This window comes from Tolypothrix sp. PCC 7601, assembly GCF_025677855.1.
Classification (GTDB): Bacteria; Cyanobacteriota; Cyanobacteriia; order Cyanobacteriales; family Nostocaceae; genus Aulosira; species Aulosira diplosiphon.
Map to the genome: position 1 here is coordinate 4,464,052 of NZ_CP064879.1, position 26,722 is coordinate 4,490,773.

At 39.7% G+C, this 26,722-nt stretch carries 23 protein-coding genes and 4 pseudogenes; 14 read left to right on the top strand and 13 right to left on the bottom strand.

Annotation, left to right across the window (positions count from 1 at the left end):
• Positions 1-278 precede the first annotated feature (278 nt).
• A complete protein-coding gene (locus tag HG267_RS18320; RefSeq protein WP_045867809.1) occupies positions 279-1,565 on the bottom strand; it encodes a DUF389 domain-containing protein in 1,287 nt (428 codons plus the stop codon).
• Between the two features lie 95 nt (positions 1,566-1,660).
• Here HG267_RS18320 and HG267_RS41940 point away from each other — a divergent pair.
• From HG267_RS41940 to HG267_RS18335, 3 genes and pseudogenes are all read left to right on the top strand, one after another.
• Positions 1,661-1,847 (top strand): annotated as a pseudogene (locus HG267_RS41940) (SDR family oxidoreductase); the annotation flags it as partial.
• A complete protein-coding gene (locus HG267_RS18330) occupies positions 1,813-2,043 on the top strand; it encodes a hypothetical protein (RefSeq protein WP_045867808.1) in 231 nt (76 codons plus the stop codon). The pseudogene HG267_RS41940 and the gene HG267_RS18330, both read left to right, overlap by 35 nt.
• 184 nt (positions 2,044-2,227) lie before the next feature.
• Complete coding sequence (locus HG267_RS18335; protein ID WP_045867807.1) at positions 2,228-3,553, top strand: 2Fe-2S iron-sulfur cluster-binding protein; 1,326 nt, start codon at positions 2,228-2,230, stop codon at positions 3,551-3,553.
• Positions 3,554-3,598: 45 nt separating this feature from the next.
• On the opposite strand, the gene HG267_RS18340 is transcribed toward HG267_RS18335, so the two are convergent.
• The 5 genes from HG267_RS18340 to HG267_RS18360 all read right to left on the bottom strand — a co-directional run bounded on the left by HG267_RS18340 (position 3,599) and on the right by HG267_RS18360 (position 8,799).
• Positions 3,599-5,581, bottom strand: a complete 1,983-nt coding sequence (locus HG267_RS18340; protein WP_045867806.1) for an amylo-alpha-1,6-glucosidase — start codon at positions 5,579-5,581, stop codon at positions 3,599-3,601.
• A 130-nt stretch (positions 5,582-5,711) separates the two neighbouring features.
• Complete coding sequence (locus tag HG267_RS18345; RefSeq protein WP_255325135.1) at positions 5,712-6,026, bottom strand: MOSC domain-containing protein; 315 nt, start codon at positions 6,024-6,026, stop codon at positions 5,712-5,714.
• A 10-nt stretch (positions 6,027-6,036) separates the two neighbouring features.
• A complete protein-coding gene (locus tag HG267_RS18350) occupies positions 6,037-6,384 on the bottom strand; it encodes an MOSC domain-containing protein (RefSeq protein ID WP_255325134.1) in 348 nt (115 codons plus the stop codon).
• 328 nt (positions 6,385-6,712) lie between these two features.
• A complete protein-coding gene (locus HG267_RS18355; RefSeq protein WP_045867805.1) occupies positions 6,713-7,810 on the bottom strand; it encodes a VOC family protein in 1,098 nt (365 codons plus the stop codon).
• A 161-nt stretch (positions 7,811-7,971) separates the two neighbouring features.
• Positions 7,972-8,799, bottom strand: a complete 828-nt coding sequence (locus HG267_RS18360) for an MIP/aquaporin family protein (RefSeq protein ID WP_045867804.1) — start codon at positions 8,797-8,799, stop codon at positions 7,972-7,974.
• Between the two features lie 1,388 nt (positions 8,800-10,187).
• Between HG267_RS18360 and HG267_RS18365 the strand changes: the two genes are divergently transcribed.
• Both HG267_RS18365 and psbA read left to right on the top strand, forming a co-directional pair.
• Positions 10,188-10,760: a pyridoxal-phosphate dependent enzyme gene (locus HG267_RS18365; protein WP_228045233.1), complete on the top strand. Its 573-nt coding sequence runs from the start codon at positions 10,188-10,190 to the stop codon at positions 10,758-10,760.
• Positions 10,761-11,026: 266 nt separating this feature from the next.
• Positions 11,027-12,112, top strand: a complete 1,086-nt coding sequence (gene psbA / locus HG267_RS18370) for a photosystem II q(b) protein (RefSeq protein WP_045867803.1) — start codon at positions 11,027-11,029, stop codon at positions 12,110-12,112.
• Between the two features lie 201 nt (positions 12,113-12,313).
• On the opposite strand, the pseudogene HG267_RS18375 reads toward psbA, so the two are convergent.
• Positions 12,314-12,778 (bottom strand): annotated as a pseudogene (locus HG267_RS18375) (IS982 family transposase); the annotation flags it as partial.
• Between HG267_RS18375 and HG267_RS18380 the strand changes: the two are divergent.
• Both HG267_RS18380 and HG267_RS18385 read left to right on the top strand, forming a co-directional pair.
• Positions 12,764-13,846: pseudogene (locus HG267_RS18380) on the top strand (ISAs1 family transposase); the annotation flags it as partial. The pseudogenes HG267_RS18375 and HG267_RS18380 sit on opposite strands and share 15 nt — an antisense overlap.
• Positions 13,847-14,229: 383 nt before the next feature.
• On the top strand, positions 14,230-14,529 hold the full coding sequence (locus HG267_RS18385) for a hypothetical protein (protein WP_155538936.1): 300 nt from the start codon (positions 14,230-14,232) through the stop codon (positions 14,527-14,529).
• On the opposite strand, the gene xisF is transcribed toward HG267_RS18385, so the two are convergent.
• From xisF to HG267_RS18415, 6 genes and pseudogenes are all read right to left on the bottom strand, one after another.
• On the bottom strand, positions 14,482-15,858 hold the full coding sequence (gene xisF, locus HG267_RS18390) for a fdxN element excision recombinase XisF (RefSeq protein ID WP_045867802.1): 1,377 nt from the start codon (positions 15,856-15,858) through the stop codon (positions 14,482-14,484). The two genes, HG267_RS18385 and xisF, sit on opposite strands and share 48 nt — an antisense overlap.
• Before the next feature lie 56 nt (positions 15,859-15,914).
• A pseudogene (locus HG267_RS18395) lies at positions 15,915-16,205 on the bottom strand (cbb3-type cytochrome c oxidase subunit I); the annotation flags it as partial.
• A 14-nt stretch (positions 16,206-16,219) separates the two neighbouring features.
• Positions 16,220-17,146: a cytochrome c oxidase subunit II gene (locus tag HG267_RS18400; RefSeq protein WP_045867800.1), complete on the bottom strand. Its 927-nt coding sequence runs from the start codon at positions 17,144-17,146 to the stop codon at positions 16,220-16,222.
• A 92-nt stretch (positions 17,147-17,238) separates the two neighbouring features.
• A complete protein-coding gene (locus tag HG267_RS18405; protein WP_045867799.1) occupies positions 17,239-17,844 on the bottom strand; it encodes a DUF2231 domain-containing protein in 606 nt (201 codons plus the stop codon).
• A complete protein-coding gene (locus HG267_RS18410) occupies positions 17,841-18,341 on the bottom strand; it encodes a DUF2231 domain-containing protein (RefSeq protein ID WP_045867798.1) in 501 nt (166 codons plus the stop codon). The genes HG267_RS18405 and HG267_RS18410 overlap by 4 nt, the downstream gene beginning before the upstream one ends.
• Positions 18,342-19,018: 677 nt before the next feature.
• Complete coding sequence (locus tag HG267_RS18415) at positions 19,019-19,192, bottom strand: hypothetical protein (RefSeq protein ID WP_155538934.1); 174 nt, start codon at positions 19,190-19,192, stop codon at positions 19,019-19,021.
• 177 nt (positions 19,193-19,369) lie between these two features.
• Between HG267_RS18415 and HG267_RS18420 the strand changes: the two genes are divergently transcribed.
• The 7 genes from HG267_RS18420 to csx7 all read left to right on the top strand — a co-directional run bounded on the left by HG267_RS18420 (position 19,370) and on the right by csx7 (position 26,720).
• On the top strand, positions 19,370-19,675 hold the full coding sequence (locus HG267_RS18420; protein ID WP_045867797.1) for a CRISPR-associated protein: 306 nt from the start codon (positions 19,370-19,372) through the stop codon (positions 19,673-19,675).
• A 150-nt stretch (positions 19,676-19,825) separates the two neighbouring features.
• Positions 19,826-22,207, top strand: coding sequence for a type III-B CRISPR-associated protein Cas10/Cmr2 (gene cas10 / locus HG267_RS18425; RefSeq protein ID WP_228045232.1), 2,382 nt, complete (start codon positions 19,826-19,828; stop codon positions 22,205-22,207).
• Positions 22,204-22,932 carry an RAMP superfamily CRISPR-associated protein gene (locus tag HG267_RS18430; protein ID WP_045867796.1) on the top strand — a complete coding sequence of 243 codons (729 nt, stop codon included), beginning with the start codon at positions 22,204-22,206 and terminating at the stop codon, positions 22,930-22,932. The genes cas10 and HG267_RS18430 overlap by 4 nt, the downstream gene beginning before the upstream one ends.
• Positions 22,919-24,172 (top strand): CRISPR-associated RAMP protein Csx10, encoded by a 1,254-nt coding sequence (gene csx10 / locus HG267_RS18435; protein ID WP_045867795.1) that lies wholly within the window; start codon positions 22,919-22,921, stop codon positions 24,170-24,172. Before HG267_RS18430 ends, csx10 begins: the two co-directional genes overlap by 14 nt.
• A gap of 2 nt (positions 24,173-24,174) precedes the next feature.
• Positions 24,175-24,681: a hypothetical protein gene (locus HG267_RS18440; protein ID WP_045867794.1), complete on the top strand. Its 507-nt coding sequence runs from the start codon at positions 24,175-24,177 to the stop codon at positions 24,679-24,681.
• 32 nt (positions 24,682-24,713) lie between these two features.
• A complete protein-coding gene (locus HG267_RS18445) occupies positions 24,714-25,850 on the top strand; it encodes a putative CRISPR-associated protein (RefSeq protein WP_045867793.1) in 1,137 nt (378 codons plus the stop codon).
• A gap of 6 nt (positions 25,851-25,856) precedes the next feature.
• Complete coding sequence (gene csx7, locus HG267_RS18450) at positions 25,857-26,720, top strand: CRISPR-associated RAMP protein Csx7 (RefSeq protein ID WP_045867792.1); 864 nt, start codon at positions 25,857-25,859, stop codon at positions 26,718-26,720.
• Positions 26,721-26,722 lie beyond the last annotated feature (2 nt).

The following is a 26,722-nucleotide window of genomic DNA, read 5'->3' on the forward strand; positions in this document are numbered from 1 at the left end:
TGTGCGATCGCAGACACTAAAAATGTTCTGCAAATTATTGTGACTACTGCATAAGTTATACCAATTCTCCAAAGTATCGCTACACATAGGCAGCACGGGGGCAGGGAGCAAGTCAACTCGATAATAAATAGTGCTAGCCAGCCGAATGCTAATATAAACATCGGCAATTCTAGCTAATCTTTAAGTTGTTGTAAAACTTCGTTGCGCTCTTTTTTTAGGGCTTGTTGATTGGAAAAATTTAGGTGCCTCATGAGGTATTCATAATAGGGAAAAACTACTTATTTCTTATTAGTAGGTAATTCTAAGACACTAACATCAACTAATGGTGTAATATTAAAGCCTTGGTTTAATAAATGAGTTTGAATTGCTTGGGTAAGGAGAGAACGAATTTCCTCAGATGACTGACTAACTCCAGGTTGACGTTGAACATAAACAACAGATAACAGCGTATTTTGTCCAGAAATGTTGGCACGGGTGAAGCGAACATTTGATTCGACTAATTTTGCTAAACCAACTTGCTCCACCGCTTTTTGGACTTCAGCATTTGCACGTTGGGCGCGACTAGAGCGTTCTAAATTGGGAGAATTGGAAAATTGCCAAGTTAATAGACCTACAAGCGCTATGACTGTAATTACTAAAGCAAAGCGAAATACTCTTTTGTTACCACGCTGATAGCGAGTTGCTTGAGCAGATAGTCCGAAGATGCGGAATAAAAGGGAAGCTGATAAATTGATGCCGCATAGTTGCAGTAAGAGCAAGAATAGCCCAGCAGTTACCATCTCCCAGCGACCAATTGCACTAGCCATACCCACAATTCCCGCAGGTGGAGCTAAGGAAGCAGCTACTAACATTCCTGTTGCTGCACCTGATACTAAACTACTACGCTCAGATTGCATGAGGTTGAGCGCGCCTGCTGCACCAGCCGCTAGGGGTAACAGTACTGCTACAGCTGAAAGCTGACTACGTTCAATCATCAAGCTGGTAGCGATTTGCTGGCGCAGAACTAGACTCAGTAACCAGGCGATCCCAATCGTGACTGCTAATGCGGCAAAATAACGTAATAGACTCCGCCAGAGCAATTGGCGATCGCCTCGTGCGGTAGCGATCGCAGTATTCATTGCTGGCCCGGCGAATGGTGCAATCAGCATTGCTGCTACCAGTAAATAAGTAGTATTGGTATACAAACCAATCCAGACTACTACCCCTGCCAATGCTGCATAACCAAGAAAACCTCGCCAAGAACCAACACTTTGCAAACTAGAGAGAAAAACTTCAATCGGGCTACGTTCTTGTACATCTTTTACTTGCTGTGCTGCTTCTTCTGGCGGCGGTTTTAAAGCCAAAACTCCTGTAGGGATTAGGGTGATGTGTACTTTCGGTAAATCTTGCAACTCCTCTATAAACTGCCCAACCTGGTGATTAGACAAATTAACCATCACCAGCTCGATTACTTCGTCACTGCTTTTTGCCTCAATTTGTGCCAGGTTTGTACCATTATGAGACTTTGCAATATTGAGAACTTGTTTGCCGCAGCCGTGTGGTACTTGGATAAGGATCTGACGCATAGCACCCTTTTATTATTAACCATCTCGCATTGCAGACAACCGCGCTCTCTCACTAAGGGAGTATTTTGTTATCTTTTATATCTTCCAGGGTAAGAGCAATAGAAACTCCGATCAATACTAAGCTGTTGAATGACCCAGAAAAGTTGGGTGCGCTATCGCTTGGATCAACCACAAGATGTTGCTTCTTTAGTGGCGTTTCTGGCTTCTGATGATGCTGACTACATTACAGGTAGTACTTTCTTTGTGGATGGTGGACTACTTTGGAACTATCAAGAACAGTAGGCAGAAAAACTATGTCAGATTCATCCTTATCCTTGGTACTTCTCGTCAAGGTCGCCAGAGTGAACAAGTTGCTAAATTTATCGTTGAGCAGGTTGCAGCACGCGATCGTTTAGAAACCGAACTGATCGATACTAGAAATATAGCGCTCGCTAATGATGATGCAGGTGAACTACTGTCCAATGATTGGAAGACTTGAGTTCTCGTTTGAGAAGTCGGTCAAAAATTATGGATTCATGCTCAACACATCTTTTTAAAATTCATAATCCTACATATTGACCACGCAATCATCAGGGTTTTAGCCTTAGGGTAAAATACCTACACCAGTCAGGGCTCACCTACCCCGTCCCTAACTATTGATAAAAGATAAACAGGAACAGGAAATGTTAGAAAATATTCGACGAATTCAGAATCCCATTACCAGAAGTGTTACGACTGCAAGTATTGCATTTTCAGTAGTTACCATAGTTTCTGGTGTGGCTATTGGATTAATTAATCCAAAAGATAAATCTGCTGCTCAATTTGGCGTTTATTCCTCACTATTAGGAACAGGTTGTGGTGCTATCTTTGGCTTAGTCTTAACAAGCAAAGCCAGTCAGGATATATCAGTATCTGCAAAGTTAAAATCCAATAGCAAGAATTGGAAAGATTGGCGAAATTTTGTGGTTGTTCGCAAGGTAAAAGAAAGCGAAGAAATTACCTCATTCTACTTGCAACCAGAGGACAAAGGCGAAATTTACAACTTTCAAGCAGGTCAATTTTTAACTATCAAACTGGATATCCCCGGACAAGACAAACCTGTAATTCGTACTTATTCTCTTTCTGATTATCCTGAACCTTGTACATATTATCGTCTTTCGATTAAACGTGAACCTGCCCCAAAGGGATTAAATTTACCGCCTGGTATAGCGTCTAATTTTATGCATGATCACATTCACGAAGGTTCGATAATTTCGGCGAAACCACCAAATGGTAAGTTTGTTTTAGATATGCAAAAATCCATTCTTGCGGTGCTGATTAGCAATGGTGTCGGGATTACTCCGATGATGAGTATGGCAAAAGCCGTAACTCGTTTGCACCCTAACCGCCCAATTTGGTTTATACATGGTTCTAGAGATGGCAAATTCCATGCTTTTTATGATGAAGTAACAGAGTTAGCCCAACAAAATTCTCATCTAAATGTGCATTTTCGCTACAGCCGTCCTACAACTGAAGATGAGGGACATTACCACAGTGTTGGTTATGTTGATGCTACTTTAATTAAAGAGTTAGTACAACAAGAAGCTGAGTATTTCCTATGTGGTTCTCCATCTTTTATGATGTCAATTATGGCAGGATTGAAGGAATTTGGAGTACCTGATAGTAGAGTCTTCTTTGAGTCTTTTGGTAAACCGATGAAAGTTGCATCCGACAGTCAACCCCCTACTATAACTACAGGTGAGGGAGTGCAACAAGCCGAGATTGTTTTCGCAAAATCTGGTCAAACCCTAAATTGGCAGCGAGGAGATGGCAGTATTTTGGAATTTGCCGAAGCGAATGATATTAATCCTCCCTTTAGTTGTCGGGCGGGTATTTGTGGGACTTGTATGTGTAAAATCAGTTCTGGTGAGGTTGCTTATCAGGAGGAACCAACGGCTACAATTGATCGGGGTTCGGTGTTGATTTGTATTTCTCAACCGGGAAGTTCTAGGGTGGTCTTGGATATTTAGCTTCCGTTTAAAGTTGCACTTTAAACACCTTTAACCAAATCTTGATCAACCCTCAGTTGCCAACCAAGCACGTAAAACTTCTGCAACAGTCCACGCCTGGGCAATACATCCCCGTGGAGTCATCGGCGCATCACCATCAAAAATTTCGCTGAGACTACCAAGACCATGTGCGGTGAGATGATTAGCTATTGGTTGGAGAAATTGACGTGCCTGCTGAGGATTTTTATAGACGCGCAGGTGTGCAAGGACAAACGGCCCTAATAACCAACCCCAAACAGTACCTTGGTGATAAGCACCATCACGTTGATACTGATTTCCTCCATATTTACCTTGATATTTGGAATGGTCTGGGTTGAGGGAACGCAAGCCATGTGAGGTTAGTAGTATCTGCCCACAAATGTCTACTACTCCTCTTTGTTGGGCTGGAGTGAGGGGAGTTTCGGGCAAGGAAACAGCAAAAATTTGGTTCGGACGCAGAGATGGGTCATTTCCATCGGGACTATCTAGCACATCGTAGCAGTAACCTGTATCCTGATTCCAAAAGCGAGAAAATCTGACTTGGATACGGTCTGCGATCGCCTCATATTCTTGGTGTGGTTTACTCAGATAGCGGGCAAAGTTTGTCATTGTCCGCAAAGCATTATACCAAAGGGCATTGACTTCAATTGGTTTACCAATTCGAGGCGTTACTACCCAATCTCCCACTTTTGCATCCATCCAAGTGAGTTGCACACCCTTCTGCCCTGCATAAAGTAAACCATCAGTTGAATCGAGATGAATGTTGTAGCGTGTGCCGCGACAGTGCCAATTGATGATATCCGCCAGCACGGGAAACAGTTCCATCAGCAAATCATCATCCTCAGTCACATTGTAGTAAGCTCGAATGGCTTCAAAATACCAGAGAGTTGCATCAACTGTATTGTATTCTGGTATTTCACCTGCATCTGGGAAACGATTGGGTAACATACCCTGGTCTACATACCTAGCAAACGTGCGAAGAATGTAGCGTGCTATTTCTGGGCGATTAGTGGCAAGAGTCAAACCAGGTAGGCTAATCATTGTATCGCGTCCCCAGTCACCAAACCAGTGATAACCAGCAATGATAGTCTTACCATTAAGATTTTCTGGTATGGAGCGATCAACGATAAACTGGTCAGCAGCCAAAACTAAACGATTAACCCAAGCAGGAGAATCAGGATTATTGAGAGAACTGGATGATTTCCATAGTCCAATTAACTTTTGTTCAAGAGCTTGACGATGTTCGAGTGCTGCTTCAGCATTTAAGTCTAATTGCTTCTGAGTACTGGCAACAAATGTGATTGCTTCCCCAGGATTGAGTGTAACTTCAAAGGTAGCAGCGTGGAGGTGGTCTTCTTTGTCGCTCAATCCGCGATCACGTTCAACTGCTAAGTCAAAGCCATAATACCAATTGTGAACAGGTGATGCACTGCCACAGTCACTCAACAGATACAGTGGTACGGCACCGGGATAAGCAGTTACACAAATTCCCTGTTCTATCTGCTCAACAGACATCTGCCAGCCGTTGCTTTGGGTATCGCCGTGATAATCGCGGTAGTTGACTATTGCTTTAAGCGCCAACTTTAGAGGTTTGGTAGCACGACGCAAAGTATACTGGACATAAGTTGTGTTAACTCCTTGCTGCATCCATACCCGTTTTTCTAACAAGGCATCAGCAATAGCAAAACGCCATACGGGAATTGTACCTTCTAAAGAAAAACGTTCTATGTGTTGATAACCGTGAGGACTGACGATACCATCTACCCAACGGTTAGTGTTGAGGGAATAAGAGCAAGTATCATACAGAACAGTTTCATCTAGTTTTACCAGCATTAAGGTGCGACCCAGCGGAGGTTGTAAGGCTGCTACTAATAAGCCGTGATAGCGGCGGGTTAATAAACCTGCCACCGTTCCAGAAGCGTAACCACCAATACCATTAGTAACTAACCATTCCCGTGACTCTGCGGTGTCGAGATTACCGCAGATTTCCCGTCCAAATTCAATACCCATAAGTCAACAATCTTACTGGCGATCAATATTTGGATTATGGATTATGAATCTTATAGTGTGCTGAGAGTGGTATTAAGAGTTGATGAAAGATCAATTTTTGAATTGTTTCAATTATTATTTTAAATAAAATTCATTTTTTAAACTTCTCGATTTGTTGCTGAAAATAGTCTCGCCAACCTGTAGGTAAAGCCTCAACTTGTACAGCGCGGTGTAACAGTTCTAAGTCATGTATTTCCCGTGCATAAAGTCGGGTGATATCAGCAACAGTAACATTGTTTGAGTCTCGAGCGATTAACGACAAAGTATCACCATTTTCTACTTTACCCTCTTGCAGCACCGAAAAGTAGAACCCAGTTAGGCGGCTATCTAAAAACTGTTTAACTATATCAGCCCGTCCAAACTTGATCCCCAGTTTATAACAAGGCATTCGGGGTTGAGTCACCATTACCTCTGCACTACCAATCCCAAAGCGAGAGCGCTATCGCGCACACTTCGTGAACACCAATATTAATCTCATTCTCTAACAGCCCAACTGTCGTCAGGTTTTCACCAAACATTCCCCAGGGCAAATCCATATCAGGTAACTTGCGCCGCCAATAGTCGTAATGCTCTAATGGATAAGCATAAACTGCTTTGTCTTTCCCTCCGTGGACACTCAAATCAGCTTGTCTATCTCCCTCTAAGTTAAGCGATCGCATCATTACCCGTCCCGCAACTGGTTCTTTAAAAATCCCAGTGGTAACTGTTTTGCCCTTCCAAAGCACTTCACGGGGAAGTCCTACGTTGACTGAGATAACTTGCACAATTTCATATCTCCTCTAATAAAATTTTCTACCGATATTAAGCCTGATAGATAACATGCTTGATATTACTTGATTATCAGAGGAATTTATTAAATATCTAACACCAATTTTTACCTGATTGAGATCGGAATCCAGGTGCTAAGGGTAATTGCACTTTGACGATGGTTCCTGTAACTGCCGATGACTCAATGCTGAATTCTCCATCTGGAATCAAGTCGCTAAGAAATTCATTAAGCTTTTATCTGGTTGAACTTGCAACCACTTGTTCAAAATCTTGGTTACAAGGTCATTAAAAGTAACAATATTTTTCTGTTGGTTACTCATTTGATTACTTCTCTACAATCCGCATTGTGTGACCATCTGGATCTCTAACCAAAAACCCCTTTTTAAACCCCAATGTCTGCCCAGGAATAGCCACAACACTAGGAGAAACAAACGCAGATTTATTAATTCGTAACCGTTGAGCAATTGCTTCTGCATCCTTGACTACTAGAGTTGTATGCCAATGCAATACATCATTAGGACGCGCATCAGCTGGTAAAGGTCGTCCGTCTTTTGGTGTCAAGTATTCTAAAAATTCAATTCCAGGCCCACTAGGAGAGCGTAAACTACTGATATGCAATCTCGCTCCTTGGACATTATTCAGATGCTCCTGCTCTGTACCATAATTCATGCTTTCTCCCGCTAGTTTCAAACCCAGCAAATCACGATAGAATTTCAAACTAGCTGCGGTGTTGGCTACAACGATCGCAGTATGGTCAATTCCCAAAAATAGCTGGTTAGTTGGTTTGTGCCATTTAGGATCGCCTTTGTCTGTGGGGAAGTAGATAATCTCTAGATTGTGCCCATCGGGGTCTTTAAAATAGAAAGCGCGGATACCAGCTGCGGCTTTATTAGTGTCGGGAATGCGTTGGGGTGCAGTAGAAGCATATTGCACCTTAAATGAGCGCAAATGCTGATAAGCTTTATCCATATCGCTAACAGCGATTGCAATATGTTGAAACCAATGATCGTTACTGCGCGAGTCTATTGGAATTGGTTTACCTTTGGGTGTCAGATACTCAGTTAACTCAATTGTCTCATTACCTAATTGCATACGCACTACACGTAACCGTACGCCAAATAATCCTTGCAGTTGTTCGTATTCTGTACCCAAAACTTCTACATCTGAGATTTTCTTAAATGAAAGCACCTGAGAGTAAAATTCAACTGCACGATCCATATCAGAAACCGTCATACCTACAGATTCTACTGCGGTCACTACAGACTGCGATGCTAATATTTGGCTCTGGACTATTTGTACATCATCGCTATCTTTATATTGGTTAATATTAGATAAAACTTGATTTTGAGCTAGAGCTATTGTGGCGAAAACAACCGTCGATAGAATTGCCCCAGTTATCTTTTTGCTGAATTTTGTAGCCATAGTAGTACTATGTTAAATTAATTAAATTAACATTCGCAATCTTTTCTGATATACAAGTTCATAGGGTTGATAACCAACTCTATGATAAAAACTTGCTGCAGCCTCATTGTTGTGCAGAAGACTAGGCGGAAATTTTTTCATTGAGACTGCCTCCTGCCTTCTCAAGGTTTAGGTAACTTATCACTCAACAACCATTTTTGATCTGCTTCTAGATATCGATAGCCACATCGAAAAATACAGCGTTTGTTATTGTGATGATGTAGTTTTGCACAACGCACAGCCTCTTTGCCTTTTAGCTTCACATAAACTTCAGCTGCCAAAAGCATTCCTAACAGTGGTGCGGTGAAATAAACCCAGATAGCTGTCCAATTTTGAGACGGAATTGCCGATGCTAAGGTACGGGCTGGGTTCATGCTCATACCTGACAAAGGTGCTTCTACAGTAATGTAAGTTGCAATCAGCACCCCTGCAAACATTCCCGTAAATGGGGCTAGTTTGGGGTTATTCGATACAAACAGTATCATCAGCATCACACCAAAGGAAATAATTAATTCAGCCAAAAATGCATATCCTGCTCCATGCGTACCAGGTATGGTGACAACGTAATTGACAGATGGATCTGCGATCGCATCTTTCAATATCCTCACTGCTAATAGCAATCCCAACAATCCACCAATAAACTGGGCCAAAATGTAAAACATCGCATCCCAAGGTTTAATTTTGCCCAGACGTAAGAAAGTTAAAGTGACAACTGGATTGATATGTGCACCTGATTGCTTACCCCAAGGCGAATAAATAATACAAATAGCAGTCAATCCCATTGCTATACCAATAATAAATCGCCGTAAAATTGGGTCAGTAATTGCCTGTCGAATTGGTGAAACTGGATGCTCTAAGAGTGCAGTCACTACTGCGGCAGAAATCATGAAAATGCCCAAACCGGCAGCTTCAATCAAATATTCGGGATAATGTTTTCTTAGCGTCTGCATGATTTACTCTCATATAATGATTATTCTGCTTTTGCGTTTAATCTTGGTTATTTCTAACTTAAAAACAGGTAACTCTTAACAGGGTAAGAGCAATTTTAATGTTTGGTTGTAGCATTTTTTAATGAGGGGATAGCTTGAAAATAAAGCAGTAAGCGGAAGGAAAGATTAATATTTTCGGTTCTTCGGTAGGTATGATGCTGAAAAGAATCCTTAAAAATGAATTTTTCCTTTTTAAATCAATGCTTACAGGCGATTAATGACTCAATTTCAGCGCCAAAACCTAAAGGGTAGGGATAACGCTTGTTATTATTGCCAAATCAGGGTTTCAAACTTATTTGCAGAACTTTTTAGCATGGCAGGTACGAAAGAGCCATATTTTCATCCTTGAATGTTACTAAATAATTGACATCTTGAGTTTTACCCAAGCGACCAAGAGGAATATTTGTTAATAGTGTAACCATTTTTTAGCTATTGAATAATTTAAGAGTATTTAATACAAAAACTATTATCAATTATCACTTCAGAAAATAATTAATAAATTAGAATTATCTAAATATAAAATTGGACAATACTCAGATTTGGCTAAGAAAATTCTTATGGGGTTCTCAGTAAAATTTAAACTTTTATTAAATGCGAGCAAATAAACTGCAGCATTAGTTGTCTTAACTTTTTACAGAACAACAGAGACAGCCTAGTGAGTAAGTAATAGTGCAGCGCTAATAGACTTGTCCGAAATATTAACTTAGGGAAAGATCAATGGTGAAATGTTAAATTGAGCATTTACTATTTTTCTGAACTGAAATTGTTCGCGTCGAGTCAAAACTGTTGACAATGCTGTCATCCCCATCGAACCGCCCAAGTTTCGCATCATGTTCAAAAGTTCAGAGGCAAAACCCACCTGTCATTTTTCAATGTTGGCGCTCCAATAATGCAACCACATTGGAAACTCGAAGAAATACCGTAATGCTCAAAGTAATCATCCGATTGGGTTGATCAGGACGTAGGGATTAGCACCCATCTCTTAATAGGATACAGATGGTAATGGTAGGTGACACGCCTCACCCTTAGGATTTTATAGGCTTGAAGACGCAATCCTCATAATGCGATCGCCTTTTGAATGCCTTGTTTGCTCGTTCAAATGAGGGGTCTTACCCCCTATTGGATAGATGCATCCTAATAGATGTTAAACTACGGCGTTATTCTTCCGTGCTTGAAGTCGCTAGGCAATCATTATCGGCAGTCTGTTGTTGAGACTTCTTTGAGTACGCGATCGCAGATGTTAGATTCCATTCCCCAGCCGACTTTTATCTATAATCCATCCTTTCTATGAAAAGGGTCAGTTATAGTTCGCTTGAGCTACCGTTCATTTACCTATCGCCCTAGTATTTTTGGCTATTCCCACAATCTTGACTTATTTGACTCATGCGATCGCTCATGCTAATCAACTTCTCACCACCATTCCCAATGCTTTCTCACCCCATCAATTCAGCAATCCCGCCAATCCCAAAATCCATTACGATACCACTGGGCCAGAAATTTGGCAGGATACTGATGGTGACATTGCCGTGTTAATTGTCGGTGTAGGAACAGGCGGAACTCTCACCGGTGCTGGTAGCTATCTCAAACAGCAAAATCCCCACCTCCAAATAATTGCCGTTGAACCTGCTAATAGTGCAGTGCTAAGTGGTAAATCCGCAGGGGAACATAATTTACAGGGTATTGGTGCAGGGTTCATTCCCGATGTTTTGCGAGTCGATTTCATCGATGAAATTTTTACAGTCAGCGAGACGCAAGCTTACGAGACAGGACGACAATTAGCCCAAGCAGAAGGCATTCTCAGTGGGATCTCCACAGGTGCAATGGTTTATGCTGGGTTACAAATTGGAAAGCGATCGCAGCTATCCAAGCTCAGATCGATAGCGGTGAAGCTTATGCCGAGCTATCCAAAGATTTTGAATTAGTCAAAGAGCATACGGTTACAGTTAGCCCCACCCTGATTTTTAATGAAGGACGGCAGAAACTCAACGGCAATGTAGGCTACCGGGTGATTGAAGCCAATATTCGGGAGTTACTGCACAATCCTCCGGGAGAACAATCCTGGTGTTAAGGATGTTAAGCGATCGCTAGTCACTTCACCACTTTTGTTGACAAGCTATATAACCATATGGTTATTATATAAATAAGGTTAACTTGCCTTGAACAACGATTAACCTCGGAATTAAACATTATGACTATTTCTCTGCAACAACGCCAAAGTAGTAACAATCTTTGGGAGAAATTCTGCAATTGGGTTACCAGTACTGACAACCGTATGTACATTGGTTGGTTTGGTGTACTGATGATTCCCACACTTTTAACAGCAACCATTTGTTTCATCATCGCTTTCATTGCTGCACCACCTGTAGACATAGATGGTATTCGCGAACCTGTCGCTGGTGCTTTACTTTATGGCAATAACATCATTACTGCTGCGGTTGTACCTAGTTCCAATGCTATTGGTCTGCACTTTTACCCCATTTGGGGAGCAGCTAGCTTAGATGAGTGGTTATATAATGGCGGCCCTTACCAGTTAATTATTTTCCACTTCCTGATTGGTATTTTCTGCTACATGGGTCGGCAGTGGGAATTATCTTACCGCTTAGGGATGCGTCCTTGGATTTCTATCGCTTACAGCGCGCCTGTTGCTGCTGCTACTGCGGTACTATTAGTCTACTCTTTGGGTCAAGGTTCCTTCTCTGATGGTTTGCCTTTAGGGATTAGTGGTACTTTCAACTTCATGTTTGTGCTACAAGCAGAACATAACGTTCTCATGCACCCATTACATATGTTGGGAGTAGCTGGTGTTTTCGGTGGTGCTTTATTTGCTGCCATGCACGGTTCTTTAGTCACTTCGTCTTTAGTTAGGGAAACTTCTGAAATTGAATCCCAAAACTACGGTTACAAATTCGGTCAAGAAGAAGAAACTTACAATATTGTTGCGGCTCACGGTTATTTCGGCAGGTTAATCTTCCAGTACGCATCTTTTAATAATAGTCGTGCTTTACACTTCTTCTTAGGTGCTTGGCCAGTAATTGGTATCTGGTGTGCTGCCTTAGGCGTATCTTCTTTCGCTTTTAACCTCAATGGTTTAAACTTTAATAACTCTGTTCTTGATGCTCAAGGTCGTGTAATTAATACTTGGGCTGATGTTTTAAACCGCGCTAACTTGGGAATGGAAACCATGCACGAACGCAATGTTCACAACTTCCCCTTAGATTTAGCGGCTGGAGATATTCAACCTGTAGCTTTAGTTGCTCCTGCCATTCACGGTTAATGAATTTTGGATTCAGTTCCTTCTAACTCCTCAAAAACAATGTAAGCAACCCAAGTTAAAAATGCTTCGGGTTGCTTTTTATCGAACAGAATACATCCGTATTAATAGTGTCGATATCAGAACTAAGAAATTCTCCTGGTGTGGGTGGCTGAAATCCTTCAAGAAAACTCCTAGAATCGCGGTCATAGCCAGAATGATTTTCCAGCTTAGGCATTGCAAACCAATAATCTTGCGATTGAGACGACTGGTAAGATGCCACATATCTCTAGCTCGAATCTTCTCTATATGAAATCTCTCAACTAATTGACCAATTACTGTTTCAATTAGGCGACGAAAGCGTTGCATTAATCGAACTAAAGATTGACTACGAGAGTCAGACATATTAGAACGCAGAGGGGTTTGTAAATTAATACCCACTCTTTCCAGTTCTCCTGACAAAAACTGACTTAAATAACCCTTATCTCCGATTAATAAACCTTTAACTCGTGTGATTAAATCCCAAAGTGCTTCTCGTTCACTGCCATTTGCTGGAGTGAGGGTAAACCCACTAATAACTCCTGTACCACTAATGATTAAATGCCCATGAAACCCATAGTATGTCTGTTTCTTGGCAGCACAAAAGCCATAATCTGCTTGGGATTTAAAACTCCGGCAGTTGGGAGCGCGAAGTATGAATGGTTACAAACATTTGCGCGAGTTACCAAATGGCATTCCGTCTCATGATACGCCAGTTCCTTCAACGGGGGGAACCCCCGCAACGGACTGGCTCACTTTTGCGCGAGTATTTGCACAAATAAATCCCCAACAGTTTCAATCATGTTTTATTGATTGGATGAAATCAATACAGAAGATAACCGAAGGTGAAGTGGTAGCAATTGACGGAAAAACCTTACGTGGTTCTTACGATAAAAGTAGTGACCAAAGCGCAATTCAAATGGTGAGCCAGCGCGTTGCGGGGGTTCCCCCCGTTGTAGCGACTGGCGAACCCGAAGGGTAAGCGCCTGGGCAACGACAAATAGATTGGTGTTGGGACAAGTGAAGGTGGATGAAAAATCGAATGAAATTACAGCAATTCCAGAGTTGTTAAAAATATTAGAACTGTCTGGGTGTATCGTGACAATTGATGCAATCGGTTGTCAAAAAGAGATTATCAAGTTAATTACACAACAAAATGCAGATTATGTAATTACATTAAAAAAGAACCAAGGAAATCTTTATGATGAGGTAGAAAAACTATTTAAGTCAGGTATAAGTACAGGTTTTGAAGGGATTGAGCATAGCACATATAAAACAGAAGAAGCAGGGCATGGTCGTCATGAAATCCGCCACTATGTGATGTTATCTCAAATTCAGTCTCAGCTTAACCCAGATTCAGTTTGGTCAAACTTTAATAGTGTTGGAATGGTAGAATCTGTTCGCTCAATAAATGGTGAAACGACGGTTGAAACCCATTATTTCATCAGTAGTCTTGAGTCAAATGCTAAACAGTTTGGTAGTTCTATTCGCAGTCATTGGGGAATTGAGAATTCATTGCATTGGATCTTGGATGTTGCTTTGAGAGAAGATGACTGTCGGATTAGAAAAGATAATGCTCCACAGAATTTTGCAATTCTTAGACATATTGCAGTCAATCTTTTAGGTCAAGAGAAGCGTGTCAAACGGGGAATAAAAAATAAACAGTTTCTCGCTGGGTTGGATAACAATTATTTATTAAGAGTTTTAGCATTAGCATAAACTAATCTATCAGAAATTGAATTTAAATCTTTAGGATAAATCTCATTATTTTCCAGATAAACATACCTTTATAAACTTGAATTTTGAGTTGTTTTAGTATTAATAAATAATTCTTCAGCTTCAGATAAGCTAATTCATATTTTTCCGAAAATATTGATTCATTTTATTTATCATTTCCGGAATTTTTACAATTATCTATGTCATTTTGAAATCTCTCTTAGTTTTTATTAGGAAATAAGATGCGTTTCCCCTAGGGTTAAAGGTTTTTTCTTCCCCCTTTTCCCCTTCCCCTTTTGCCCTTAACCGACAAGTATTGGAATCTATCCGTCTTCAATAAGCGTGCGTATCTTTTCAGCAATTGCGATCAACCCACCGTTTGCCAAATGCGTAGGCGTAGCCAGCCTTTGGCATCGCTCGTAACAGAAATTTTCAGCCGACAAACTAATCTAAAAATAGAACGCCACAGAGAAATCATGTCTCAAAGAAAAACCGAATTTGATGTGTCTCGCTACATTCCAAGGAAGAACGAAACTCTATCCGAAGAACTGCTTAGGCTAGCTATATTATTTCGTTTGGTGAAGCCGTTGAATGTAGATAAAGCAACAAAAAAAATGATCATGACAAACCCAGAGTTGCTACCGCAGTATCTCAACCAACAACACGGCGATGACATTGCCGTTTAAAACTTTTACTTCCTTTACAAATTTTTTGTACAAATCCTTTTTAGTTTCATCTGGCATAACCTCAAGGAATTCAACATCACCGAAAGTGTCTATCAATTCTTTTTGCAAACTTGCCCCAACAAAAGCGAATTGAATGTTTTGTTGCTGAAGTTGCTGAATCTTGACTACTGTTCGGTCAATTGCTTCTTCAATGATCGAATCTCTGGGAAGTTTTCGCAGTACCTCAAGACGAGATTTAAGCTCGATAATTTCCGGAGTATCTTCGTTCGATGGCTGGTTGCTGACAACATAGTCCCTGAGTTTGATCGCTCTTGTTGTTAGGGCAGCGTCAACAGCATCGACAACCTTTCTGAGTGAAACTGCGGTTCTATTGCTACAAGCAGTTTCGCCGTAAACCCTGCGACGTTTGCATCGCAATCCCATCGATCTCTTAGCATCATGGACATAACACTTCCCTCCGCAGGAACCGCAGATAATTTGCCCAGACAATAAACGCCCGCCAATATCTGTTTGTGTGGCACCCTCAAAGTTCCTACCCCACAGGCGTTGATTGTCTCTAAGCCGAGTTTCAATCTGTTGGTAAACTTCTTTTGAGATCAAAGGCTGATGGGTATTTTCTCGAATATCCCATTTTTCGGGGTTAACGCGATTGAATTTTACGTTATACCTAGTGTGACCTCGCAGCACTGGGTTCAACAACCAAGAGCGTAGCCCTGGAGGGGAAAACTGAATATTGAATTCTTTTATAAAGTGTTGAATAGTATTTCGCAGCGAAGTTTTTTCAGATAAAAAATATTGAATAATTTCCTGGGCTATTGCCCAATTAGTTTTTCCACTGGGCTGATGTATAGTCAGATCAGCAACATATTTCCCGTCAACTCTAGCGAACCCGAACGGTGGCTGATAAGCTTTGTTTTGTTCGCGAAAATGCTCTAATCCGTGGTTTACTCTGCTCTGTAACAACCGAGATTCAAACTCGGCTAGTCCTGCCATTTGATTGAGGGAAAACCACCCAAATGGGCTTGACGCATCTTCTACGGGGGCATCTAAGATAACAAGTTTGATATTCAACTTTTCGAGTAGTGCTATTGTTTTAGCGATGGTCATCACAGACCTACCGAGTCTATCGATTCGAGTGATAACGATTTCTGTTATTTGTCCTTCGCGGCACATCGCGAGCATTTTGTTGAAGTTTTTCCGGCTGTCGCTTCGCCCAGATTCGATGTCAGAAAAAATCAAGCTACAGCCAGCTTTTTCAATTCTGGCGGTCTGCTGAGTCAGCGCGTCGCTCTGTTCAAATTTCGATACTCTAACGTAACCGACCCGCATAAAGCTCTGAAACTCAATGTCAGAGCAGTTTAGCACAAAATGTCCGTTGTTAGTTCAACTAAAGAAGGGAATGTCCATAAAAACAGCATCACAGTGCCGTGCATGGTGAACATCCCGTTATAGAAGGTGCGGTCTACTAGGTCTGATTCGGGTGTAATCAGTTCTCCCCGAATCACCATTGCAAAGATACCGCCGACTAAAAAGAAGATGAATGCTGTAACGAGGTATTGGATACCAATGACCTTGTGGTCAGTGCTGAAGCTGAAGTATTCCTTCCAATTCCCTGGTGATTCGTGGTGAGGTTCCTCACTAGGGAGATTAACGTTTTTTACAGAGATGTTTGTCATCGGTGAGTTTCCTTTCAACCAGGATAATTGACTAGAGGTGCTGATTCAGGTGCGACTGTAGCCCATCCGGTTTTGCCTGACTGACTGCTTGCTTGGGCATACTCATCAGCTGCTTGATTGTATGCGGGAGTGGGTGTTTGGGTTGCAGCTTGGGCTAGCCATTGGTGGTATGCTTCGGGAGATTCAACCACTACATTGGCGTGCATAGTAGCAAAGTATGTACCGCTATATTGAGAGTCGGTCAGTTGGTATTTGCCGGGACGAATGGGAGTGAACTCAAAGTCAATATTGTGGTTGGGAATGATATCTTGCTTCAGTCGGAATGCAGGGATATAGAAGCCATGTAGTACATCTTCTGATTTTAGTGCCAACCGGATGCGGCGATCGCTTGGTAGATGTAGTTCGGTACTAGTAACATCTCGTTCGGGGTAATGAAATACCCAAGCCCATTGCTTGGCAATGACATCGATGTTTTCTACTGGTTCAGCTAAAGCCTCAACTGATTCATCTTTGGGTGCTGCATAAGCCGATTCCATTCCCATTGGATTATGCAGGTGCACTAATGCCATTGGGCCTTGAATGCCCATTTGTTCGTAAATTTGGTAGCTGTAAGATGCAATCCAAAAGACTAGCAAAATGGGGATGGCTGTCCACACAACTTCTAGGGTGATATTGCCCTCAATTGCAGGGCCATCACTATAATCATTCTTGCCAGCACGATGGAAGAGGACAGAATACAACAAAACGCCAGTAACACCTAGAAAAATAAACGCACCCAGGGTTACTAAGAAACTAATCAGATCATCAATGAGTAAGGATTCAGCCGCCGCCTGTGGAGGAAGCCAAGAATAGGACTGTTTACCTATCCAGAGACTCATAACAGTCACGGCGATCGCACTGATAATCAGTGCCACAATATTAAAAATCTTCTGGATTGTCATAGTCAGTGGTAATTGTTGGGCATGGGGGATTGGTATCAGTCATGTGTCATTGCACAAATGACAAGGGACAAATGACCAATGACTAATACTGATTAATTGAACAGAGTATTGAGGTCTTTGCCCAATCGCAGCAAACTATCTGCGGTGTTGTGGACACCAAATTCAGCAGCTAATTGTGCGCCTAAGGTGCCGTGGAGATACATAATGAACATGACTGTCACACCTGCGATGAGGTAGCGCCATTGCACTTGTTTTTCTTCATCGCGGCGAGTAACAAAGCGCTGATATCCTCTCCAGACAGTCATACCGATGATGATGGTTAATAGCAGCACCCCACCAACACCATGCCAAATCATCGTATCCATTGCTGGGAGTCCCCAAGCACTTTTGACATCGGCTGGTGGTTGCGCTAGCAGCATTTCATAAAAGCCAGCGGCAACTGTAAAACAGGTAATTACTGATGACCCTACCATGTTGTACCAGCCAACATCAAATAGGTTGTCACGTTCCACAGAAATTGCGAAAAATTTGAACACCCATTTTTGGAAGGGGAACAATGCCCCAACAATATCAAAGGTAATCCCAATGATGAATAAGCCTAGGGTGAGATGAACTAAGTTGGGATGAAGCGGAATACTGTAAGGTAAGCCGTTTGGGCCTAGTTGGTCGCTTAATTGGTTAATTAATTCTGCGTTCATGGCAAGATATTATCCTTGAGTGCTTCTACAACTGGTACTGTGTGCAATCCATATACCCAAACCAGTTCATCACCTAGGTATACTTGCAAGCCAACTATTGCTACCAAAATTAGCCCGGCTCCCAGATAATAAAATGTGATGCGCTTGGGATCGCGGGCGCGAATTACATAACGCCAAGCTGTAATCGCGGCAATAATTCCTGATAGCGACCAGCCAATGAGTGTATGTACGTTCAACACAGATTTAGCAACTTCGTATGGTTTGGCTAAACCTGCTTCAAATTGACCAAAAATGATGGCGACAAAGATAGAAATTGTCGCAATTAACATATTCCACCAACTTACCTCAAACAAGCGAGAATTGCGGGTAAAATAGCCAATTACATCACAGCAAAAGGCAAACAACACCATTGCAATTACGAAGTGAACCACAATGGGATGAATCGTATCTGGATAGGGTAGATTGTGGTCGTTCAAATTTGTGAGATAATTAAACACGGCATTCTCCTAGGCATATCGGCTTTACCTCAAACAAACTTCTGTAATTAACACCCAAGAAATTTCACCAAAAATTATCTACCCATCACCGGAATATAGAAGTACATATAATTGGGGCGATATCCGGTTGTTTAAATATCAAGGTTGTGGTAGACAATTTGAGCGAGTTGGGTGCAATTACAAGTTCAGAAGTTTAGTTTCTACTCATTGATTCCTCGTGGCATCTTGAGATAACGGCTCTTAATGTTTAACCAGAAAATTGCCGTTTGCTCATTGCTTTCTTAAAGCTATCTTTTAGCTTAAGGATTTTTTTAGTACTTGTCAAAAGAGTCAAAATAAAAAAGTTTGGAGTATTTTTTTTAGCAAAAAAGTGTTTTTTGAAAGGTAGCTAATTTAGCAGCTTAAAAAAACGTAAATGTAACCTACCAATTTTTAGTTATTTAGCTGACAATTTTTAAATATTAATTTGTGATTTTAATTACTAAAGCTGTCTAATAGTGCTAATTATCTAAATTAATTCGCTGCAATTAATAAAAAATATATGCTCAATCTCACTATAGTAAAATCTATCGAATTACTGATTGTTTTGGTGTGAATGCTGCCAAGACCAGGTTGATACAAAAATGCTGCTGATGTTTTGAGCAATCTTCAGAGGAATAATATATCCTGCAATAGGATTATTTAGCAATAATAGGGAAGTCTAGAGAACTGCGATCGCATATATAGCTAGTGGCGTTGAGGGTAAAGAGGGTAAAAGAGCGATCGCTTATACTTGCTTTGAGCCAATACAGTTCAGTTAGCGTTGAAAACCTTAAACTGTGTAGGTTGGGTTGAGGAACGAAACCCAACATTTCCGGGGGTTTTGTTGGGTTTCACTTCGTTCAACCCAACCTACGATTATCCTTAACTGAACCGTATTGGGCTTTGAGCATAATCGACTTAGGTACTTGGTGACTGCAACAAAAACTAGAAGCAGGGTCTTCCAGGCTACCTGTATGATCAAAGCAATCTGTAGAAGTGAGAAGAATATGACTACTTACAAAATCGAGTTCAAAAATGGGATTTTGCGAGTTAACTTTGGTGAACCTGCCCAAAATGACCAGATTGTCAAAGATGCAGCCGCCCGATTGGAAGAAATGGCTGAGTCAGGAGAACTTGCAGGAGGCCCACTGTTGAAGATTAACGGGCCTATTTCTATACCTGTGGCGTTTGTTTTAGCACATAAACTAGCTCATATTTACGGTGCAGTTGGTTTTTTCGATCCCAAAATAGGTAAATATGTGATTTCTATCACACATAATCCTGCGTATAAATTAGGCGACTTGGTTGATTGAGTAGCCAATTTCACTCTCTGCTGTTGCATAAATTTGGGAATTGCGGGTGATGATACAGGGGAAGTAATTTTATTTAAGCAAATTCACTTAGCAGATATATGGTTAAGTTCCTTTGTAAGGTACGATGCGGAATTTTTGGAGTATGTACAAATGACAACACAGATGCACAAGACTAATTCGATAACAACTGCTATTGCTTGGTGTTTGGCTTGGGGCGATCAGCGCGAACCAAAATTCGATTTAACACCGCAACAAATGCGCGAGGCTTTGATTATAGGGAAAGAGCTACCAAATGATGTGCAAGATTTGCTAAGACAGGTAGAACAATTACAAGGTATAGATGAAAAATATTTTCCCCCAAATCTTGATACCTTAAAGAATGATTATCCTGAGTTGTGGAATCAGAATACTCGCATTGGTTTGGTTTATGGTGGTGCAACTAAAATTAAGCAATATGTATTTGAATCAGCAAAAATTCAAGAAATCCGTGGTGCATCTGGCTTACTAGATAGAATAAATATCATTGATTTACCTGCTTTTTTTAATCAAAAAAATCCCCAAGAAATTGTTGAAGAAGATAAAAATCGTTACAACATACAATTTAATCAAATTAGAACATGGTTAAATGATAATTTTCTGGGAGATTCCCAATCAGATAATTTGAAATTATCTGAAGCGCTGATTCCAGAGTTAATTATCTATTCTACAGGTGGTAATATCTTAGCTTTCTGTCCTGCTGCTTATGTCGATGACTTAGCCAATGCGATTGAAAAGCGCTACACAGAAGAGACTTTAACAGCTAATTCCTGTGCAGTAAGTGAGACATTTAGATTGTTAGAATTGCGCTTTGGTTTATTACGAGAGTCAATAAAAGATACATTATGGTTAGATTGGTATCATCAGCAATTTAATCAGAAATTAGTTCAAGCTTATTTTGGATATCCCAGTAATGAATCCGAGAGAATTGAAGCATTCAAAAGACGTAAGAGTTTTAATGAATTAACAACTAAATTAAACATTTTGTTTAATCAGCGTCGTAGTGGTAATGATACTGCTAATCGTCCTAGTCGTCGCTATCCACCAATGTTTGAAACTCATCCTTATTTGATGCGTGATGGTAGCGATCGCCGTTCTGCTATGATGCGAGTAGACAAACTCCCCAGAGAAACCTATTTTTCAGAGGCATCTGTACGCAAATATTTAGTAGGTGATAGAGCCAAAGATAGTGTCAGTCATAATCCCTCTTGGTATGTAGAATCTGGGTTAACCTGGCAAAGAGGCGTAATTGAAAGTTGGGTAAATAGATTTAAACTCTTTCTAGAAGAGAATCCAAGTTTAAAAATGAGATATTACGGTAGTGTTTCTGAATATTCAGTAGAAACTGCTGAAACTCTCACCGAAGTTTCTAATGCTAGTAATGGTTATGTTGCCTATATTTATGCTGATGGTAATAATATGGGTGGTTATATTCAAAAAATCCTCACACCAGAAAAATACCAACAATTTAGTAGAGATGTAGATTTAGCAACAATATCCGCAGTTTACCAAGCAATAGCTGAAAACTTACATCCTCATCAACTACGTAGATTTAATGATGAAGAATCACATTTAGCAAATGGTCAATTTATCCATCCTTTTGAAATTATTACGATTGGTGGCGATGATATTTTATTGATTGTTCCTGCTAATAAAGCATTACAAATATCCCAAATGATAGGCGAAAAATTTGAAAAAATTCTGCTTAAGGAAATTCCAGCTATTGAGAATGAATCAAAAAATGGAGAACTTAAAAAAATTATTGGGGATTATCGCCTAAATCACACCAAACCATTTGAACCGCATAAATATCAACGTTATAAACCCTCAACCGCAAACCGTTCTGATTGTGAACTGAGTACATCAATCGGCGTATTAATTACGGCTGTCAACACACCCATATACTACGCCAGAGATTTAGTAGAGCAATTACTTAAATCAGCTAAAGAACGCGCAAAAAAACTTAAAAAAGCCGGATATCATGGCGGAACAGTCGATTTTTTAAGTCTCAAATCAGTGACAATGATTTCATCCAATGTGAAAGAATTTCGTAAAGAAGCATTAACTCAAAAGAGCCTACAAAATCTCAAATTATACGCCACACCATACACTCTGCATGAATTAGGAGGATTAATTACCTCTATTTCAGCTTTGAAAAAAGCTAAATTTCCTAAATCTCAAATTTATCAAATTCGTAGTTTACTAGAACGAGGTAAACATACAGCCATCCTGAACTATCGCTACTTTCGAGTCAGATTGAAACAAGGTAAAGAAGCATTGCTGAGAGACTTTGAAGAAGCTTGGTGTCTACCCAAAGATAAAGTAAATAAAGGTAATTTAGCACCTTGGATGTATGATAACGGTAAACTTGACCCTAAACATCCTGAAGATCCATTTTATGAAACTATTTGGCGAGATATGGTAGATGTCTACGATTTTGTAGAAGTACCAGATAACGAGACATCAGAAATTGTATCTACGGGGATTGAGTCATGATTGAACTCCAAAAATTATCTAATTCACTGCAAACTTACCCGATTACAGCAGTCATTGATACAGCGTTATGTATTGGTGCTGGAGGTGCTTCTGGTTCGCTTGCAGATAAACCAATAGTCCGTAACGCTGAAGATAACTTACTAATTCCTGGTTCCCAACTGAAAGGACGTTTACGTCATGAATGCGAGAAAATTGCTAGAGGTTTAAAGTGGACTATTTGCTATTCTCCTAACCCACAAACTATGTGTCCACAAAGAGCAGGTTTAACAGAAAATTTTTCCAGAATAGAATATAAAATATCAACATCAGCAGCAGAGAAACATCATCATTGTTTAATTTGTCAAATCTTCGGTAATCCTGTTTTACCTTCTCGGATAATTGTAGATGACTTAATTTGTGAAGAAGAACCAGATAACTTACCAGAAGTCATACGTCCTGGAGTTACAATTAACCGTCGGCGGCGGACTGCTGAAGAAGACAAACTTTTCTTTTTAGAAACATCACCAGCGAATGTGCAATTAAGATTTACAGGGAATATTTATTTATCTAACGCACCAATTTATGCAGCACCATTAATTTTAGTGGGATTGCGTCATATTAATGCTTTAGGAGGTAGTAAATCAGCCGGGTTAGGTTGGCTATCTTGGGAATTACCTAATTTATCTATAGAAGAAACAACATGGGAGTTTCTAGCTAAAGGATTTAAAAACGATGAAAAAGATTAATCTACAAATTAAAGCACTGTCTCCTTTAGCAATTGGTAGACAAAAACCCGGTGGAAATGTGAGTGAGGTAGAAAAATATATTCCTGGTTCTGTGATTCGCGGTGCAGTTGCTAGTCAAATATTAAAACAGTCTAATTCATCCACAATTAGTGAAAATGATGATTTTTATAAATTATTTTTGAGTGAGAATCCAGCTATTTTTCAAAACGCCTACCCAGGAATAATAACTATTGATAGTGATTGTGTTTTGAAAGATGATGTGAAAGTATTACCTGCTACTGTAGTCAGTTCCAAAAATAAATCAGGATTTACAACAGATGAGCAGAATAAAAATGGTGCATTTGATATTTTAATCGACAGATTTTGCGCCGAAAAATATGGACAACTATACGATCCTAATTGCCCAACAGAAAAGTCAACTTATGGAGAAAGAGTTGATAACTATAGCAGTTTTTATAGCGAACATAATGACGATTACTACAGTTCTTCTGCAAATACTCGTCTATTAACCAGAGTAGGGATTAATCGCCGCCGTGCTACTTCTGAAGAAAGGGTTTTATACAGTATTGCAGTTTTAAATGAATCTCAAGAAAATAAAAAACGACCTGTCACATACACAGGTGCAGTTTTTGTTAAGGATGATTTAGCTGTAGCTTTACAACAATTTATTCAAAATCATCAACATGATTTACGTTTAGGTGGCGCAGGTTCACGAGGATTAGGTAAGGTAAAAATTACAGCAAAAGCACCTAGTGATATTAAATTAAAAGTAATTAAACGAATATATGATTTTAATCAAAAATTACGCCAACGTTGGAGTAAATGGGGCGATATATTTGGTAATCCTTTAGAGGAATTAGCAGAAAATCGTACTTATTTCACCTTGGATTTACAAGCAGATGCAATTTTAACTGAAAACTGGCAACGCACAACGGTAATTTCTCGAGAAATGCTACAGCAATATACTGGTGTGAATGATTCATCTCTGGATATTCACGCTGCTTACAGTAGCTATGACTACCGTTCTGGTTGGAATTCTGCTTGGGGTTTAATGAAAGATGTTGAGTTAGTGACGAATAAGGGAAGTGTATATTTATTTAGTACAGAAAATCAGAATCTTTGGTTACAGGCTTGGGAAGATTTAGAGATTTATGGAGTAGGTGATCGCACTTGTGAAGGCTTCGGACAAGTGCAAATTTGCAATGAATTTCATTTCATATTAAGAGAGGAGGCTGTTTAGTCATGGCAGAACTAGATAATTTTTTACAAGAACAACTGGCTTTGAGAGTTGAAAAAGGTATTAGTAACCAAATGGATGAAATCATCCTAAAACTGAAAGATTTATCAGAAAATTTTGCCATAGCCAATAAAGATGAAAAATCTCCTTTTAGAAATGTATTAGCTGTTGCTGTTGATGCAAGCTCTTCAATTGAAATTATTAAAAATTACATTCGTTATCAGGTAGGGAGAAGTGGTTCAAGCCCAATTTGGAAAACACAAAAAGGTAAAGATATATTTGCTAAGGCTCTAGTAAATGTACTGGATGAATTAGATAAAGATGCACAATTAATAGTAACAAAATTAAGAAAAAGTGTTCCTAAGAGTCATAATCTAGAACCCTATTTAAATGACATTAATAACCAAACTCAATTACGCAAAAATATTCATCTGAAACTGGTACAACTTTTCTTAGGATATTTAGCCAGGGAACATACAGCTTCAGTCGGTGAAATGAAGTTAAAGAAATAAGACATCTATAAATTTACTAGGAGTGTTTAAATATGCACCGCTTCGTTGTATCAACTGTTGGCACAAGTTTACTGTCTAACCAGATTCGCCTGAAAGACCCAAAAAATTGGCAGGTAATGATTGATAAGACTGCTAACTGGACTGAGGATAAAATTCAAAAATATGAGCCGGATGTTATTGATATTATTGTAGAACTAAAAAATAGAGCAGAGGAGAAATTATATGATGGTAATATATTAAATATTAGAGAAGCTAGTGCAGAGCTAAACGGCATTTATGGATTGTATCAAGAACAAATAAACCAAGGAAAGCAAGATGTACATTTTTTGATTTCTAGCGATACTTATCAAAGTAAAATGACCTCAGAAATCTTACAACTATTTCTAATTAAACAAGGAATAAATATTTCTATAACCACACCAGCAGGTTTTACAACCGCTAGTGATGAGGCATTTACACAAGGAATTGACGAACTTTTAAATTGGTTTGAAGAAACAATTACTGGTTATAAAGAAAGTGGCTATGAAATTTGCTTTAATTTAGTAGGTGGTTTCAAGGCTATACAAGGATTTGTTAATACTATTGGCATGTTTTATTCCGATAGTATTATTTACATATTTGAAGGGAGTAATGAAATTATTACTATTCCTCGTTTGCCTATCAAAATTGATATTTCAGTGATTAAACCTATTCAATTTGCACTAATGGCAGAAGGAGCATGGATTAATATATCTGAACTTCAGGGAATCCCAGAAACTCTGATATTTGCAGTTGATGAGAAAGTAATATTAACTAGCTGGGGTAGATTAATTTGGAATCGTAGTAAAGAAGATTTTCTATCTGAAGATTTGTTAATTTTCCCCAAAATAAAGTATGAGACTTCTTTTGAAAAAGACTACAAGAAGATAACAGATAAAAAAGAAAGATTGAAATTGCAGGAAACTATCGCTAAAGTATCATATCTTCTTGTTAAATATAATGGTGATATAGCTCCGCTTAAAGGTGATGGTGGTGTACAACTAGAAACTTACACAAATACCGTCATTGACCATTTTCGCGTTACTCTCAGCCTCCGAGTTAGTTGCAAAATCGTAGGGAGTAATTTGTCATTGCGATATTACGGTACTCATGCTCATGTTGAACGAAGTGAAGGAATTAAAAGCAGATAAATTATTATGTTTGACACATTCAAAAATCGCTTAGAAATTACAGGTAAACTCACAACAATTACAGCACTACGCATTAGCGCAGGTCGTTCGAGTGAACCCATAGGTTCAGATTTACCTGTAATTAAAGATAGCTTGGGTAATCCATTAATACCAGGTTCTAGCTTTAAGGGTGCAATGCGATCGCGTCTCGAAAGTTTTCTCAGAGGTATCAATCCTAATTTAGCCGCAAATCCCGCTATAGAAGCCGAATGGTCAATTACTTCCCAGGCAATAAAACAATTAAAAGAGGATTATTATAACGATGAGGCTTTCACTCAAGAACTGATCGCGCAAACAGATTTAACTTCTCTGGTATTTGGTTCACCCTGGATTGCTAGCAAATTCCAAGTCAGAGATTTAACTGTAGTCCCTGATACTTGGTTTGGACAATACCAAGAAAGAGATGGGGTAGCTATTGATAGAGACACCGAAACCGCAGCAGATGGGAAACTCTACGATTTTCAAGTTGTACCAGCAGGAACGCAGTTTGAGTTTAAAGCGGTGGTAGAAAACGCTGAGGATTATGAACTGGGACTGTTGATGATTGGGTTACATCAGTTTGAGACAGAACAAATACCTCTGGGTGGAGGGCGATCGCGTGGCTTGGGTGTGGTTAAACTAGATATTGACAAAATGACATGGATTGATGTTGACAACAACCCAGAAAAGTTGTTGAAATATTTGCAAACATTGGTAAATGAAGATACTAGTGATACATCAATCTATGAAGATGGGAAGCCGTTTAAAAATACTTGGACACAGGATTTGATAAATCATTTGAGTGACAAGTTAGCTGAAAATTCCACCCAATCAATTCCTTCAGGAGGGTAAAT

Excerpts from the sequence above, each read along its gene's own strand:
- HG267_RS18400 (WP_045867800.1), bottom strand. The coding sequence starts at position 17,146 with ATGACAATCCAGAAGATTTTTAATATTGTGGCACTGATTATCAGTGCG.
- HG267_RS18440 (WP_045867794.1), top strand. The coding sequence starts at position 24,175 with ATGGCAGAACTAGATAATTTTTTACAAGAACAACTGGCTTTGAGAGTT.
- psbA (WP_045867803.1), top strand. The coding sequence starts at position 11,027 with ATGACTATTTCTCTGCAACAACGCCAAAGTAGTAACAATCTTTGGGAG.
- csx10 (WP_045867795.1), top strand. The coding sequence starts at position 22,919 with ATGAAAAAGATTAATCTACAAATTAAAGCACTGTCTCCTTTAGCAATT.
- HG267_RS18430 (WP_045867796.1), top strand. The coding sequence starts at position 22,204 with ATGATTGAACTCCAAAAATTATCTAATTCACTGCAAACTTACCCGATT.
- HG267_RS18335 (WP_045867807.1), top strand. The coding sequence starts at position 2,228 with ATGTTAGAAAATATTCGACGAATTCAGAATCCCATTACCAGAAGTGTT.
- xisF (WP_045867802.1), bottom strand. The coding sequence starts at position 15,858 with ATGCGGGTCGGTTACGTTAGAGTATCGAAATTTGAACAGAGCGACGCG.
- HG267_RS18415 (WP_155538934.1), bottom strand. The coding sequence starts at position 19,192 with ATGTTGGGTTTCGTTCCTCAACCCAACCTACACAGTTTAAGGTTTTCA.
- HG267_RS18330 (WP_045867808.1), top strand. The coding sequence starts at position 1,813 with ATGGTGGACTACTTTGGAACTATCAAGAACAGTAGGCAGAAAAACTAT.
- cas10 (WP_228045232.1), top strand. The coding sequence starts at position 19,826 with ATGACAACACAGATGCACAAGACTAATTCGATAACAACTGCTATTGCT.
- HG267_RS18345 (WP_255325135.1), bottom strand. The coding sequence starts at position 6,026 with ATGGTGACTCAACCCCGAATGCCTTGTTATAAACTGGGGATCAAGTTT.
- HG267_RS18320 (WP_045867809.1), bottom strand. The coding sequence starts at position 1,565 with ATGCGTCAGATCCTTATCCAAGTACCACACGGCTGCGGCAAACAAGTT.
- HG267_RS18445 (WP_045867793.1), top strand. The coding sequence starts at position 24,714 with ATGCACCGCTTCGTTGTATCAACTGTTGGCACAAGTTTACTGTCTAAC.
- HG267_RS18385 (WP_155538936.1), top strand. The coding sequence starts at position 14,230 with ATGCGTAGGCGTAGCCAGCCTTTGGCATCGCTCGTAACAGAAATTTTC.
- csx7 (WP_045867792.1), top strand. The coding sequence starts at position 25,857 with ATGTTTGACACATTCAAAAATCGCTTAGAAATTACAGGTAAACTCACA.
- HG267_RS18405 (WP_045867799.1), bottom strand. The coding sequence starts at position 17,844 with ATGAACGCAGAATTAATTAACCAATTAAGCGACCAACTAGGCCCAAAC.
- HG267_RS18420 (WP_045867797.1), top strand. The coding sequence starts at position 19,370 with ATGACTACTTACAAAATCGAGTTCAAAAATGGGATTTTGCGAGTTAAC.
- HG267_RS18355 (WP_045867805.1), bottom strand. The coding sequence starts at position 7,810 with ATGGCTACAAAATTCAGCAAAAAGATAACTGGGGCAATTCTATCGACG.
- HG267_RS18340 (WP_045867806.1), bottom strand. The coding sequence starts at position 5,581 with ATGGGTATTGAATTTGGACGGGAAATCTGCGGTAATCTCGACACCGCA.
- HG267_RS18360 (WP_045867804.1), bottom strand. The coding sequence starts at position 8,799 with ATGCAGACGCTAAGAAAACATTATCCCGAATATTTGATTGAAGCTGCC.